The following is a 15,441-nucleotide window of genomic DNA, read 5'->3' on the forward strand; positions in this document are numbered from 1 at the left end:
CACCGGCCCGCGTAAATGCCAACAGGCCACTCAGCCCTTGTTGGCGGGTCCCAGCAGCAACATATCGAAAGCGCTGTCGATGGTGACGGCGCCATCCTTCACCCTGGCCTCCTGGCCCGAATAGAAGTCCTTCAATACCGAGCCTTCGGCAAAGACGTCGCCCACCGGTACCTGTTTCTCACCGGCGCCCAGGTCCAGCGCAACGACCACTGACGGCTTCCCGTCCAGGGTGCGGGCGAAGGTGTAGGGTTGGTCCGCCAGCTTGTGGTGCTCGCCCGCACCAACGGCCAGGTGAGCGCGGCGGAACTGGCCAAGTTTCTGCCAGTGTTCGAGCAGTTCGCGGGTATCCTGTCGCTCCAGGTCTTCCCAGTTCATGGCGCTACGCAACTGGGCATCCCCCTTGGCTTCAGGAGCGTGCAGCGGCCGTGCCAGCTCATCACCGTAATAGATCTGTACCGCGCCCGGTGCGAGCATCAGTTTGGTTGCGGCTTCCCGCGCGCGCTGGCGCTTGCGGTCGAAGGAATTCATGTCGTCGTGGGAAGTCAGGTAGTTGAGCACGCCAACACCGTCGAGCGGACCGCCGTGCAGGTTTTCCCCGTAGGTAGAGAACAGGGTCTCCCAGTCTTCACCGGCGCGCTGGGAGAAGTCGAAATTGATCAGGCTGTCGAAGCCATAATTGTAAAAATCCACCTGCCGGTCGCCGAAATCGTAATTGCGCCCACGGGTCACACCAAAATCGTTGGCGCCGAAACCGTAAACTTCCCCCACCATGAAAAAGTCACGATCCCCGGGAGCCTTGTGCGGGTTTTCTGCCCGCCACTCAGCCAGTGCCTGGCGCGCTTCCTTTTTCAGTAGAGCCCAGACCTCCGGCTCCACATGCTTGGTGGTGTCCACGCGGAACCCGTCCACACCGTAGTCGCGCACCCAGTCGGTGGCCCACTTCACCAGGTAGTACTTGGGCGCACGGGGATATCCGGTGCGGTCGAAGAAGGCATCGAGTTCCGCCAGCTCCTGCTCCAGCCGGCCTTCACGCTGCCACTTGTCCAGCAGCTGCGGCGGCAGCTCCACCGGTTCTTCACTCTCGGTGAGGATATCCGGCAGGTTCTCGACCAGTGTGCAGCTCACTGTGCCGGAAAAGCCCTGCCAGTCACAGGTCGGGGCCGGCCGGACCCAGGATTGCGGAGCCAGCGGGTCCTGCTCGGTGACGGGCCCGGTGTGATTGATAACCACGTCCAGCAACACACGAATACCCTTGCTTCGTGCCGTCTCAATCAGTTGCGCCAGCTCGGCTTCGGTACCGAAATTGCGGTCAACAGCGGTCCAGTCCCTGGGCCAGTAGCCGTGATATGCATAAGTGCGGCCGGTACCCTCATCGGTAGCGCCCTGTATCTGCTCGTACAGGGGGGACATCCAGATGGCGTTGACCCCGAGGTCATTGAAATAACCGGCCTCGAGCTTGTCGATTACCCCCTGCAGGTCGCCCCCCATGAAGCCGCGCAAGGGGGCAGCGTCATCCCTGCGGCCGTAGGCCAGGTCGTTGCCAGGATTGCCGTTGGCAAAGCGGTCGGGCAGCATGAAGTACACGGTTGCATTGCGCCAGAAAGGGTCCACGCCATCTTTGGCCACCGCCGTATCGACCGCCGGGCCACAGCCCGCCAGCAGGCCCAGGCCTGCCAGCACACCTGCAATTCTTTTCTTCATCATCTCTCCGCTCACTGTCAGCAATGCTGCTTGTCCGAACTCAGTTGTCGTAATTTATCCCGTTACTCTAGCGCCCGGCCGTGAGCTTACCTCCCCCGCATCGGGGGCGTAGCCGGGGCCGGGGGCTGCACTGTGGGTGGCGGGCCGGAATCTGTGGCAGAATCGACATGATTCCCGTCGCTGGAGGCACCATGCCCCCCATCCGAGCTTTTTCCCGGCTTGCCACGCTGCTGGCCGGCGTTGCGGCCGCGACCCTCGCAGCACTTCCCGCTGCGGCAACCGGTGAAAGTGACATGCCAGCGCACACCGTCGCAGGCAATGTCCAGATACTGTCGCCAGTGACCATGGACAGCCTCGGTCGCCAGCGCACCATCCGTCTTTACCTGCCACCGGGGTATAGCGATGGGGACAGGCGCTACCCGGTTCTGTATATGCACGACGGCCAGAACCTGTTCGACAACGCCACCGCCTATGCACGGGAATGGGGCGTGGACGAAACCCTCAATCGCCTCGCTGCAGAAACCGGGCTGGAACTGATCGTGGTGGGCATTGACCATGGTAATGAGCGCCGCATCCACGAACTGGTCCCCTTCGACCACCCTGAATACGGCCCCGCCGAGGGACAGGCTTACCTGGAGTTCATAGTGAACCAGCTAAAACCCCTGGTGGATGCCCGTTTCCGCACCCTGCCCGACCGGCTACACACTGCCATCATGGGCAGCTCACTGGGCGGCCTGATGTCCCACTATGCCCTGCTGCAGCACCCCGAAACCTTCTCCCGTGCCGGTGTTTTCTCCCCCGCCTACTGGATCGCGCCGCAATTCCACGCCCTTGCCAGGGACACAGCCAGGGGGGATGACACACGCCTGTACCTGCTGGTTGGCGGCGCCGAGGGTGATGAGATGGTGCAGGGCTACCGCGATATGGAAAGGCTGCTCGGGCAGCAGCGACCGGCCGGAAGCTGGCGCGCCCGCCTGGTAGAGGGCGCCGGGCATAATGAGGCATTCTGGCGGGAGGAGTTCGCTCGCGCCGTGCGCTGGCTGTTCGCAGCGCGGGAATCCTGAAGCGCCATTGTGACGACCCGGCGTCGAGGATACCTTTTCCAGAGCCATATAGAGGCAGTAGAGACAGTGAGCTGGCCGGAACTCCGCCCGGGCACCCACCTGGAACGAAACTGCGCCTTGCACCCGCTGTCTGAAGTTTTATGCTCCCTTATAGGCACATTACAGATCGGGTGTTCGCAAAACGCCGGACAGACATTCCATTCAAGGACAGGGGACCCAGAGTATGTCAGAAGAGAATTCGAGCCGCGGCTGGATCATCGGGCTTGCGGTAGTAGTCCTGGTGGCGCTTGGCGCCTATTTCTACCTTACATCCGCCCCTGAACCCGAGGCGCCGCCCCCCACCGTGAGCGAGCCGGAACCGGAGCCTGAGCCGGGCCTGGAACTTGAGCCTGAACCTGAACCCGAGGTCGCCGACACCTCCGAACCCGAGCCCGCCCCCGAGCCAGAGCGGGAGCTGCCACCGCTCAACGAGAGTGATGAGGAGGTGCGCAAGGACCTGCTGAGCCTGGCCCCGGATGGCGCCCTGGGACGCTGGCTGGTATCCGACGAGGTCATCCGCAAGTGGGTTGCCGCTGTAAACGCGGCCTCCTCCGGCCAGATGATGGCCAAGAACCGCCCATACAAATCGCCCAGGGGCTCGCTGGCGGTTGAGGAGCAAGGCGCCACCGGAATGACACTCTCCGAGGATAATTACCGGCGCTACGATACCCCGGTGCGCCTGCTGGCCAACATGGACAACGATGCCGCGATGGCGCTGTACAGGTTCTGGTACCCGCGCCTGGCCGAGGCATTCGGCGAGCTGGGGATGCCGGACAAGACCTTCCACAGCCAGGTATTGAAAGCCATCGATGTGGCCCTCGATGCACCTGAAGCCGACCAGCCGATCCAGCTGGTGCGCCCATCGGTGTACTTCAAGTTTGCCGACCCCAAGATGGAAAGGTTACCCGGCGTACACAAGCTGATGATCCGCATGGGGCCGGACAATGCCGCGCGGGTGCAGGAGAAACTCCGGGCGCTCAAGAGCGAGCTGGAGCAGTTCCAGCCTCCGCAGTAAATTCCCGTGACTGCCCGGGGGAGCGCCGGCTGGCCCCGGGCAGATACACACATTTTTCATCGCACGTAAACGCGATACTCCCAGGGCTGCAGGGCCAGGGTAAACCCTTTATCGAGCTCAACCACCTGCTGTGAGAACAGTTCCGTGTAAGCACCCGGAAAGAGTGTGTCGGAAAAGCTCACCTGTCGTGGCTCCCCGGAAAAGTTCATCACTGCAAATACCTTGTCCCGGTCATTCTCCCGGACAAAACTGAAAACCTGCTGGGGCTGGGAGTTCGGCACCCGTACCATGGTTGCGCCGGCAGCACCGTTCCAGAGTGCAGTATTTTCTTTTTTCAGGTGCAGTAACTGCTGGTAAAGATCCCCGATGGGATCGGCCTTCCACTCGATCGGGTCCTTCTCAAAAAACTCCAGGCGCTTGCGGTTGCCGGCCTCCTGGCCGTTGTAGACCAGCGGCATACCCTCACCCACCACGGACAACACGATTGTTGCCTCAAGGCCCTCACCAAAGGCTTCGTACTGGGTCGCCTCCCAGGAATTCTTGTCGTGGTTGGAGACAAACACCATGCGGTAGGAATCTTCCGGAAAGGCGCTTTCATTCCAGGAGTAGTACGTGAACAGGCGGCCCAGGTCGGCCTTGCCATGGGTAATGGCATGCATGGTATCCCACCAGCTCCAGGCATAGGTCATATCAAACGCATGCTCGTGCAGGTCGCGGGACTCCCACTCCGCCAGCATGAACACCGGTTTGACCCGGTCCAAGCGCCTGCGCACCGTGTTCCAGAAATCCAGCGGCACAAAACCGGCCACGTCAGCGCGGAAGCCGTCAACGCCGACCTCCTCGACCCAATAGGCCATGGCGTCCGTCATATACTTGCGCAGGCCCGGCTTGCTGTAGTCGAGGTCGATGATATCGCTCCAGTCCCACCAGGGCGTCGGCCGAAAATCGCCATTGTGATCCCGCTCATACCACTCCGGGTGCTGGTAACGCATCCCGTTGTCCCAGGCGGTATGGTTGGCTACCCAGTCCAGGATGACATACATATCCAGTGCATGGGCCGCATCGATAAATTGCCTGAGGTCATCCAGTGACCCGAATTCAGGGTTAACGCCGTAGTAATCCTTCACCGAATAAGGGCTTCCAAGCTTCCCCTTGCGGTTCTCCTCACCGATCGGGTGAATCGGCATCAACCAGATAATATCGGTACCCAGGGCCTTGATACGCGGCAACTGTTCCTGCGCAGCGCTGAACGTGCCCTCTTCGGTAAACTGGCGGGTATTCAGCTGGTAGATAGATGCATTGCGGGACCATGCCGGGTGCTCGACCTTGACATAGGACCGAGGCTCATAGGTGATTGCAGAAGAATCCGGACCGGGTTCGGCATTGTCCTGGCAGGCTGCCAGCAACAAAACGGCAAGGCCCGGAAGCAGGTAGCGGATCATTGTCAGTCTCCATCTTTTTTATATTTACACGTCAGTGTGGTGTCACTGCGGCACTATTTACCCGGCTTACCCGGCAGGAAGGCCTCGTGGTCGGGCAGCTTCTGCACAGTCCCCCCGATCAGCGTCCTGAGGCTGGACATCAGGTCCGCCAGCTGGGCCTCCGACAGCGAATCGGCGATGGTGTGGTGGTCCTCCGGAATGATGCCCTGGCCGATCATCACCTGTTGCCAGGCCACCTCGGTAAACAGGTCGTCGTAGTCCCGAAACACCTTGCCGGTCTTGCGGAATAGCTCAATCTTGTCACCGAGTGTCGCGGGAATATCCATGCGCTCGCACTCCCGCCAGAAGTGGCTGTCCCGTCGCTGGTTGGCCTTGTAATGGAGGATGATAAAGTCACGGATACGCTCCAACTCCACCCGCGACTGCCGGTTGAACTCGGCCACCTCCGCCGGGCATACACCTGCGTGGGGAAAACTTTTGACCAGGCGAATTGCCGCCGACTGCACCAGGTGGATACTGGTGGACTCCAGCGGTTCCAGGAAACCGCTCGACAGGCCGATACTGACCACATTCTTGTTCCACTGCTTACGGCGGCGGCCGGTCCGGAAGCGGATCTCACGCGGCTCATCCAGCGGCTCTGCATCCAGGCTGGCCAGCAGGGCATCACGGGCCTGGTCGTCACTCCAGTGACGGCTGGAATACACCATCCCATTGCCCGTGCGGTGCTGCAGCGGTATACGCCACTGCCAGCCCGCCTCGTGGGCAATGGAGCGTGTGTAGGGAATAATGGGCTTCACTGCAGCACTCGGCACGGCCAGCGCCCGATCGCACGGCAGCCAGTGGGACCAGTCTTCGTACCCGGTACCCAGCTTTTTCTCAATCAGTAACGCCGCCATGCCAGAGCAGTCCACGTAGAGATCTCCCCCGACTCGCTGGCCGCCTTCCAGGACCAGGCTGTCAATGAACCCATTGTCGGGCTTCACGTCGACCTCACTCACCGTGCCTTCAATTCGCTTTACACCTTTACTCTCGGCGTAACGGCGCAGGTACTGTGCATACAGGCCCGCATCGAAATGATAGGCATAGGAAATCCCGGGGAGGCTGGTTCCCGGGATCTGCGCCAGGTGGCCAAACTTGTTTTGCTTTGCAGCCTGGTAGTTGAGGGAGTAATCCCAGAGACTGGAGTCATCACCCCGCTCGCGGCTTCTCTTCCAGAAATGGTGGAAGTCGCAGAAGGGGAAGTTCTTGCCGATGGAGCCGAAGGCATGCATGTAGCTCTCGCCGCGGCGAAACCAGTCCTCAAACTGGATGCCCAGTTTGATCGTGCCCTTTGTCTCCCGCAGGAAGTCCTGCTCATCCAGCCCCAGGGCCTGGTTGTAATTGAGGATTGGCGGAATGGTCGCCTCACCGACGCCGACTGTACCGATCCTTTCGGACTCCACCAGGGTGATATTGATGGACTTGCCGAGCATCTTGACCAGCAGCGCCGCGGTCATCCAGCCGGCGGTACCGCCACCCAGTATGACCACCTCTCTTATTATTTTGTCGTTCACTGTGTACACCTGAAATCGGGATGGGTAGTGATTTTCAGAAACAAAAAAGCCCTTGTAATAAAACTATTACAAGGGCTTTGGTTGGCTCAACCTCTAACCGCGGGGATTACAGCTCGTAGCTGAAGCCCAGCAGGTAGATGCTGCCATAGCTCTGGTAGTCACGAACCTGCAGAGAGTTGTCACCACTCAGGGTGGTGAACGGTTCATCGGTCAGGTTCTGACCCTGCAGGTACACAGACAGCCCTTCCAGGCCGCTGATGCCGGCATCGGCAAAGTCGTAGCCCAGCTGGACATCGACAATGGTCTCGCCGACAACGTCAACCTGCTGGGTGCTGAAGCCCAGGCCGTATACCTCGCCCTTGAAGTCATCACGCTTGCGCATGCTGGCCCTGGCGGAGAAACCGTAGTTCTCGTAGTAGGCAGTGAGCGTCTGGATGCTGTCGGACAGGCCCGGCAGCTGGTAGTCGTTGCCGCTCGGGTCCTGGATGTCAGACTCCAGGCCGGTATGGCTGGCCAGCAGGCCGAAACCGTCCAGGCTCTCGGAGAAAATGTTGAACGGCAGGGTAACCGCCAGCTCGTAGCCACTCAGGGTGCCGCCGCCGCCATTCACTTTACCGGTGCCGGTGGCAGTGGAGAACTCGGGCACTTCACCAGTAGCCGGATCCGCGACGCCAGCCAGCTCAACCTGGTAGTTGCCGTCGAAAGTCCACTGGTCCAGGTCTTTCCAGAACAGCGCCACAGAGAAGTAACCTTCTTCGCTGAAGTAGTTCTCGTAGGAGAGGTCCACGCCCAGCGCTTCTTTCGGCTCCAGCTGCGGGTTACCACCGCTGATGCTCCAGAAGTTGCCGTTGTCGTCCGGCTGCTGGTTGTAGTTAACCGAGACAGAAGCGTTCATCTCATCCAGGCGGGCACGGGAGATGGTCTGGGCTGCACCGAAGCGCAGGGTCTGGCGCTCGTCCAGTTCCAGGGCCAGGTTCAGGCTCGGCAGGAAGTGGCTGTAATCGTGGCTGATGTCGGTCGGGGTAGCCACTACCAGGCCGTCAATCGCTTCAGCCGCGAAACCCTGGGAGTTCTGCTCGGTGTAGACATAACGCAGGCCGGCGTTACCGGTCAGCGGCAGGCCCGCGACCTGGGTCTCGAAGTTGGCCTGGGCGAAGGCAGAGGTAATTTCCTCACCCACAGTCCAGGAGCCGGTCAGGTGCTTGATGTCCGTCAGGGATTCGGCCAGCAGGTTGTAATAACCATCATTGAGCAGGCCAGCAGCGTCATAGGCAATCATGTCGCCCATGCCGATGAAATCCAGGGAAGCGGTCCCCAGGCGGTACTCTTCCGGAACTTCCAGGGTGCCCGGGAAGTTGGACAGGGTCATGTAGAAACCCTCCGACTTCTTGGACTTCTCGCGGTCACGGTAGGAAACGCCGTAGGAGATTTCGTTAACGATACCCACTTCCACCATCTGGCTGGCAGCCAGCTTGAGGGAGGTCAGCTCGTCGTCGATTTCCGGGGTATTCAGGAAGCCGTCCTGCGCCGCGTTGACGTAGGGGTCGCCATCTACCAGGCCGTATTCACTGTTCAGCGCTGCACTGTAACCCCAGGTCAGCGGGCCGCCCAGCTGGATCAGGTTCCAGTCGCTGTAATCCAGGTCGTGATCAAACTTGGCGCCGGTATTACCACCGTCAAAGGTGTAGGACAGGTTGTCCGCGACACCCTCGCTGTCGCCACGTCCGGTACCGGAATAGCTCTCGAAGCTCCAGATATCACGCTTGACTGCGGAGTGGGCAGCGTCGAATTCGATCTGCAGGGTATCGGTGAGGTCGTACTTGGTGTTGAAGCCGAAAGACTTCAGGTCCGCAGCGCGGGTTTCCAGGTCGTTACGCACAACAACGCGCTGGCCCTCGGTAGTGGCACCGGTGATAAAACCGCTGGACGGGTCCACGGTGGCGCTTTCCGGGCTGATGGAACCCTGGCCCCAGGCAAAGGGAATCTCGATACCGCGCAGGATCTTCTCGTCAGTGAAGTCCACATACAGGGCATCGAAGGTCATGTTCAGTTTTTCGTTCGGCTGCGCCTCGACCACCAGCATGGTGCTGTCGCGATCCAGGACAGAGGAACGTACAAACGGCTTGGCACCGCCCAGGATGGAGTAGGTATTGCCATCATCCGCGGTGAATTCCGGGTAGCCCCAGGAATTCCAGCGCTCTTCCTGGTTCGGGGAGCTCATGGTGTTGTAGGCGAAAGCCACACCAATCTTGTCATCGGCGAACTGGTCGATGTAAGAGAAAGTCGCGCGATGGCCGTCGTCCTCACCATCGGGGTTCAGCTTGTCGAAGCTGGTCATCTCGTACTGGGTGTTCACCTTGACGACACGCTCGCCACGCTCCAGCGGCTTGACGGTCTGCATGTCGATGACACCGGCGATACCCTCGGCCTCGAGGCTGGCGGTGGGCGTCTTGTAGACGGTCACGCCGCTCATGATCTCGGAGGGGTACAGGTCGAATTCCACACCGCGGTTATCGCTGATGGAAACCTGCTCACGACCATTGAAGGTGGTGGCACTCTCGTTTTCACCGAAACCACGGATAGACACCCGGCTGGCGCGGCCATCGAGGCGCTGCGCGGCCAGGCCTGGCAGGCGGGCAATGGATTCGGCAATGGAGGAGTCCGGCAGTTTGCCGATATCTTCTGCAGAAATGGCCTCAACAACGGCCTTGGCATCGCGCTTGGTGTCGATGGAATCCATCACACTCTTGCGGAAACCGGTAACGGTTACCTCTTCCAGCGAACTCGCGCCCTCTTCCTGTGCGTAGGCGCCAATGGAAGTGGCCACAGAGGCTGCGATGGCTGCGGACAGCAGGGCTGGCCGGAACCGCTTGTTGTTAGAACTCATCATCATCTCCCTGGACTTATCGTTATGGTGAGTACCCTAATCCTAGGTTTACCCATCGTCCTTGACCTCCTCCCCCGAGGGGGGAGGAGGGGGGAGAGATCACGGCGCCCCTTCTTGGGGCGTCAGATCGCACCATCACTTGTCTGGTTTTCTGGTTAAAAGTGCTTCAAATGGCCCGTTGCTCAGCGGTCCAGCTGGGCCGCCGCCCCCAACAGGGCCTGGAAACCGGCATTCAGTGTGTATACCGGCACCGTCTGCATCCATTCCCGCAGGCGCCCCTTGGCCAGGAAGCGCTGTTCGAACTCGCTCTCGGGGAGCAGGCTCTCGATCCGCGGCAGGATCCCCCCGCCCAGGAAGACGCCACCGCGGGCAGCGAAATAGGCGGCTACATCCCCGGCAGTGCTGCCCAGGAAGTTGAGAAAATCGATCAGTGTTTCGCGACACATGGGGTCAGTCCCCTCCAGCCCGCGACCGCTGACATCCGGCGGCGTGAGTTCTTCGGCCTCACGGCCGTTGAGCGCACAGACCGCGCGGTAGAGGTTAACCAGCCCGCTGCCGGACAGGATCCACTCGTTGAACACCGGCTGCTGTTCCCGCACCAGGATCTGCAGCAGCTCCATTTCCCGCTGGCTCGCCACTGGCAGGTTGGCATGCCCGCCCTCGCCCGCCACCACGTAATGGCGCCCGTCCTCGCGGATCAGGCCGGCGACCCCCAGCCCGGTACCTGGCCCCAGTACCGCCATGGTGGCGTCCTCGATCCGGGGCGCGGCGCGCAATACCTTATATTCATGCTCTCCCAGCAGGGGCAGGGACAGTGCCAGTGCGGCAAAGTCATTCATCAGCTGCGCCTCGGCCAGCCCGTGTCGGGCCCGCAGCCCCGAGGCATCGATATGCCACCCCAGGTTGGTCATGTAGACCCGCCCACCGGTGTCATTTTTTTCCACCGGTCCGGCACAGGCGATACACGCCCGCTCAGGTACCGGCTGTTCCAGCCCCTCAAGCCAGTGCTCCAGTGCGGCGTCAAAACCGCCGAATTCGCGGCAGTTCACCACTTTGAGCGCATCCAGCGAGTAACCGGTGTCGGTTGGATTGGCAATGGCAAATCGGGCGTTAGTGCCACCGATATCCGCGACGATACTTGTCATTGGTCTTCCTGTTATCTTCCCCCGGGGTCGGCGGGCGCGTAAGTTACGGGCCCCGCCCCGATAAATCCAGTTTTCTGGATGATTTTTCACCAGCTTTTTTAGTGAACCGGGCGTCACCTTCCCACCCGGGCATCCAGAAATTGTAAGAGGTGAATTCGATTCCTGCTGTGGTCAGTGGTCCCGGTCTTCCTAACCCTTGACCGCGCCGGCGGACAACCCGGATACCAGGAATCTCTGCAGCGCCATAAACAGGGCAATCACCGGCAACGACACCAGGATGGCCCCGGCGGCGAAGTAACCCCATTCCGACGCATAGTCGCTGACGAAAAAACGCAGCCCCACCGGGACCGTGTAGAGCGCCTCATCATCCATGAAGATGGACGCGAGGATGAACTCGTTCCAGGCCGTCATAAATGAGAAGAGCCCGGTCACGGCAATCGCCGGTCGCGCCAGCGGCAGGATGATCCGGTAAAAAATCGTGAACCGTGACGCCCCTTCCAGCAGGGCCGATTCCTCGATCTCGTACGGCAAGGTGTCGAAGTACCCTTTCAGCATCCAGACACAGAACGGCAGCGCCGTAATGGCATAGACCAGGATCAGCCCCAGCCAGCTGTTCCCCAGCCCCAGCCACTGCACCACGATCACGTAGAGCGGAATCAGCATCAGCACCGCGGGAAACATCTGGGAAATCAGGAACAGCACCAGTCCCCGGTCGCGACCGGGGAAACGGAAACGGGAAAACGCGTAAGCGGCAGAACAGGACAGCGCCAGCCCCACCACCGTGGTGGACAGTGAGACCACCAGGCTGTTCAGCAGCCAGCGCATAAACGGCTGCTCAGTAAGCACCGCGCGAAAGTTTTCCAGGGACCACTGCTGCGGCAGCGGTACCAGCGCCACCAGCTGCTGCCAGAAGCCGGCATCATCCGGCAGCTCCACCAGCTGCAGCGACTGCTGCCCGGAAAAAGCCAGGCTCACCACCCACAGCAGGGGGTAGACGACCACGGCGCCGGCAAACAGCAGCAGGGCAAATCGCCAGCTGAAGATATCACCCAGCACGGCTTTAATACGCGCAGTGGCTCCCGGCCCGGCCGCCGCGGCCAGGACTCCCGTGGCGATCCGCGAACTGCTCATCGGCCCGCCTCCAGTGTGCGCGACACCCGCATCTGCCACATGGCATAGCACAGCAGCAACACCAGGATCACCATGGAATAGGCCGCCGCATAAGCGTACTGGTATTTCTCGAACCCGATACGGAACGCCCGGGTAATCAGGATATCGTTGGCGCCCGCCGGCGCCCCGTCACTCACCAGGTAAATCACATTGAACATGTTGAACGTCCACACCACCGACAGGATCACCGCCGGCACCAGCACCGGTTTCAGCAGCGGCAGGGTAATCCGGCGGAACTGGATCCAGCGACTGGCACCCTCTACCCGCGCCGCCTCATAAAGGTCGCGGGGAATCGACTGCAGGCCGCCCAGGATCACCACCATCATAAACGGGATGCTCAGCCAGACATTGGTCACCAGCCCGGTAAAGAAGCTGGTGCCCACCGAGTCGAACCAGGCCACCGGCGCCAGCCCCACCACCTGCAGCGCCTGGTTGATGACACCAAATTGCGGGTGGAACATGCCCTTCCACACCAGCGCAGTGATGTAATTGGGAATCGCCCACGGCAGGATCAACAGCACCCTGAACCAGGTACGCCCGAAAATGGGCCGGTCCAGCGCCAGCGCCAGTACCAGGGCCAGCCCCACGGCCAGGATCACATTGCTGGCGGTCCAGGCAATGGTCACCAGCAGGGTCCAGTAGAAGTTGTCGTAATTGATGCTGCGCCCGTCGCCCTCGCCGTACCAGAGGTTCCAGTCGCCGAGGATACTGGCGTAGTTATCCAGTCCCAGCCAACGGGAGGCAAACGGGGTGTTTTCGTTCAGCAGGGTGGTGTCCGTGAAAGACAGCAGCAGGCCATACAGCAGCGGGAAGAACACCAGCAGCAGCATGCCCAGCATGGCCGGCAGGATATACAGGTAGGCGGTGCGATGGGTGCGCCAGCTGGCCGCAATTCGCCGACGCCGCCGCCACAGCAGCACAGCGAGCCCGGACAGGCACAGTGCGATGGCCAGCCAGACCCAGCCCGGTACCGACCGGGGTGTGTCACTTCTTTGCTGCGCCAGCTCCAGGGCTGCCACATCCCGCTGTACCTCGCCCTGCAATCGCTGCATTTCCTCCGCCGGCCGGGCCGCGCCCTTCACCACTTTTTTCAGGGCGTTTTCCAGCGGCTTCCACAGCAATGTCATCTGCGGCAGGTTGGGGATAGCGACCGCGGTATCCAGCTGGCGACGGAATGCCTGGGCACTGGCGTCGGCCATCACTTCAGGATGGGAGAAAACGGCCAGGTTGGCCGGCAACTGGCCACCGGCGACCGCCATGCGCAACCCGGCCTCCTCGCCGGTCAGGTAGCGCATCAGGCCATAGGCCGCCTGCCGCTCCTGGCTCCACGGGGACAGGAAAATGCCCTCCACCGCCATCCAGGGCGCCAGCGGCGCACCGCTGGCATTGTTGTAGGGCAGCGGGGCCACCCCGTAATCCATATCCGGGCTGATTTCCCCCAGCATCCAGGGGCCACTGATTACCATGGCCGCCCGCCCCTGGTTGAACAGGTTGGTCACCAGGGTGCTGTTGGGCTCTTCCGGCAGGATGCGCTCTTCGCGCACCCAGCCCAGCAGCTGCTCCAGCGAGCGAATATTGCCGTCACTGTCCAGCGCCAGCCGACCGGAGCGATCGAATGGCCCGCTGCCGAAACTGTTCAGCAGGGCGCCGTGAAAGAAGGGTTCGGTGTAGTTGTAGGCGAGTCCGAAGCGGCCACGCTGGCGGTCGGTGTGGCTGCGGGCCAGGGCCACCAGCTCGTCCGTGGTCCCGGGAGGGGAGTCCACCAGCGCCCGGTTATAGATCAGCGCGGTGCTCTTGAAGTTGAATGGCAGGCCGTAGAGGCGGCCCTCGAAGCGCATCGCCTCCACCAGGCTGGCGGGGAAGCGCCGCAGGACTTCTGCGGAAACCAGGTCATCCACCGGGGCAACGGTGTTACCGGCGCGGGCCCAGCCGCCGATGCGGTCATGGCCAAAGATGAACAGGTCCGGCCCCTGTCCGCGCGGGACTGCAGCGGAGAGTTTGTCGGCAAAACTGCCGAAGGGAACCGCCAAGGCTTTCACGCGGGCATCCGGCTGGTTGCGGTTGTAGTCTTCCAGCAGCTGCTCCAGGGCCCGTCGCTCCTCGCCGCGGTAACCGTGCCACAGCAGCAACTCGTCGCGAGGCTGGGCGTACACCAGCTGGGCCACCATGGCGAGCAACAGCAGGAACACCTGGCCCAACAGCCTGGTGGCCGAAGTCGCGATCACAGCGCCGGCTCCGCGCTCTCCACCGGCTGGGACAAGCGGATGCGCCGCTGGCTGTCAGCATCAAACAGGTAGGCCGCACGCGGATCAAAGGCGAGCTCGATGGTTTCACCGGCCGCCAGCGGCCGCAGGCCGGGCAGGCGCGCGACCATGCGCGTATCACCCTCGCCGAGGTGCACCAGCATCTCGGCACCCAGGGTCTCCACCATTTCGATGGCGGCGCGCAGGCGCGGCCAATGGGCCGGTGCAGCCGCGGCGTACTCGAGCTTTTCCGGGCGCAGTCCCAGCAGGAGTTCGCCGGGCAAGCCCTCGAGACCCGCCAGGGGCACCTCCAGTACAGCATTCCTCAGCGTCCGCCCCAGGTTTTGCACCGCAACGATATTCATCGGCGGCGAGCCCATGAACCCGGCCACGAATACGTTTTCCGGGTCACCGTACAGCTCCATCGGGCTCCCCACCTGCATCAGCTCGCCCCGGTTGAGGATGGCGATACGCTGGCCGAGGGTCATGGCCTCAACCTGGTCGTGGGTCACGTAGACGGAAGTGGTGGCAAACTCCCGGTGCAGCCGGGCGATATTGGCCCGCATCTGCACCCGCAGCTCGGCGTCGAGGTTGGACAGAGGCTCGTCGAACAGGAATACCTGCGGGTCGCGCACCATGGCGCGCCCCAGGGCCACACGCTGGCACTGCCCCCCGGACAGCTGCCCGGGCTTGCGCCCCAGCAGCTCGGCGAGCCCCAGGGTCTGGGCGGCGCGCTCGATTTTTTCGCGGATAACCGCTTCCGGCTCCCGGCGCACCCGCAGGCCGAAGGCCATGTTCTCGAACACGGTCATGTGCGGGTAGAGGGCGTAATTCTGGAACACCATTGCCACGTCGCGCTCGCCGGGCGCCACGTCATTGACCAGCCGATCGCCGATCCACAGCTCGCCACCGCTCACCGACTCCAGGCCGGCAATCATGCGCAGGGTGGTGGACTTGCCGCAGCCGGAGGGCCCTACCAGTACCATAAACTCCCCGTCCCGCACGGACAGGTCCAGGCCCGGCACCGTTGGCTGGCTGCCCGGGTACTGCTTGGCTACGCGCTTGAATTCAATGCCGGCCACGGCGATACCTCGCAATGGCGCGATCGCCGGTGGGAAACTGGGAGCTGGGATTAGTCATCGACGCACAACTTCGTCTTGTTCTGTATCGCGCACAATACTG

10 protein-coding genes are annotated in these 15,441 nt (G+C 61.8%); 2 read left to right on the top strand and 8 right to left on the bottom strand.

Going from position 1 to position 15,441, the window contains the following annotated elements:
• Positions 1-30: 30 nt before the first annotated feature.
• Positions 31-1,701, bottom strand: coding sequence for an alpha-amylase family glycosyl hydrolase (locus LVD10_RS07765; protein ID WP_233006449.1), 1,671 nt, complete (start codon positions 1,699-1,701; stop codon positions 31-33).
• 191 nt (positions 1,702-1,892) lie between these two features.
• Between LVD10_RS07765 and LVD10_RS07770 the strand changes: the two genes are divergently transcribed.
• Positions 1,893-2,765, top strand: coding sequence for an alpha/beta hydrolase (locus tag LVD10_RS07770; RefSeq protein ID WP_233006450.1), 873 nt, complete (start codon positions 1,893-1,895; stop codon positions 2,763-2,765).
• A gap of 223 nt (positions 2,766-2,988) precedes the next feature.
• Complete coding sequence (locus LVD10_RS07775; protein WP_237062831.1) at positions 2,989-3,819, top strand: DUF3014 domain-containing protein; 831 nt, start codon at positions 2,989-2,991, stop codon at positions 3,817-3,819.
• A gap of 56 nt (positions 3,820-3,875) precedes the next feature.
• Here the strand turns inward: LVD10_RS07775 and LVD10_RS07780 are convergent, their stop codons facing one another.
• The 7 genes from LVD10_RS07780 to LVD10_RS07810 form a co-directional block, all read right to left on the bottom strand.
• Positions 3,876-5,261 (bottom strand): alpha-amylase family glycosyl hydrolase, encoded by a 1,386-nt coding sequence (locus tag LVD10_RS07780; RefSeq protein ID WP_237062842.1) that lies wholly within the window; start codon positions 5,259-5,261, stop codon positions 3,876-3,878.
• Positions 5,262-5,314: 53 nt separating this feature from the next.
• Positions 5,315-6,814, bottom strand: coding sequence for a tryptophan halogenase family protein (locus LVD10_RS07785; RefSeq protein ID WP_237062844.1), 1,500 nt, complete (start codon positions 6,812-6,814; stop codon positions 5,315-5,317).
• A gap of 106 nt (positions 6,815-6,920) precedes the next feature.
• Positions 6,921-9,701: a TonB-dependent receptor gene (locus LVD10_RS07790; protein ID WP_233006454.1), complete on the bottom strand. Its 2,781-nt coding sequence runs from the start codon at positions 9,699-9,701 to the stop codon at positions 6,921-6,923.
• Positions 9,702-9,883: 182 nt separating this feature from the next.
• Positions 9,884-10,846, bottom strand: a complete 963-nt coding sequence (gene glk, locus LVD10_RS07795) for a glucokinase (protein ID WP_237062856.1) — start codon at positions 10,844-10,846, stop codon at positions 9,884-9,886.
• 189 nt (positions 10,847-11,035) lie between these two features.
• Complete coding sequence (locus LVD10_RS07800; RefSeq protein ID WP_233006456.1) at positions 11,036-11,977, bottom strand: sugar ABC transporter permease; 942 nt, start codon at positions 11,975-11,977, stop codon at positions 11,036-11,038.
• The gene (locus LVD10_RS07805; protein WP_237062858.1) at positions 11,974-14,241 is read right to left on the bottom strand and encodes an extracellular solute-binding protein; all 2,268 of its coding nucleotides are present in this window, start codon (positions 14,239-14,241) and stop codon (positions 11,974-11,976) included. The genes LVD10_RS07800 and LVD10_RS07805 overlap by 4 nt, the downstream gene beginning before the upstream one ends.
• The gene (locus LVD10_RS07810) at positions 14,238-15,341 is read right to left on the bottom strand and encodes an ABC transporter ATP-binding protein (protein ID WP_237062860.1); all 1,104 of its coding nucleotides are present in this window, start codon (positions 15,339-15,341) and stop codon (positions 14,238-14,240) included. The genes LVD10_RS07805 and LVD10_RS07810 overlap by 4 nt, the downstream gene beginning before the upstream one ends.
• Positions 15,342-15,441: the final 100 nt, after the last annotated feature.

It is taken from the genome of Microbulbifer zhoushanensis, assembly GCF_021729055.1.
Classification (GTDB): domain Bacteria; phylum Pseudomonadota; class Gammaproteobacteria; order Pseudomonadales; family Cellvibrionaceae; genus Microbulbifer; species Microbulbifer zhoushanensis.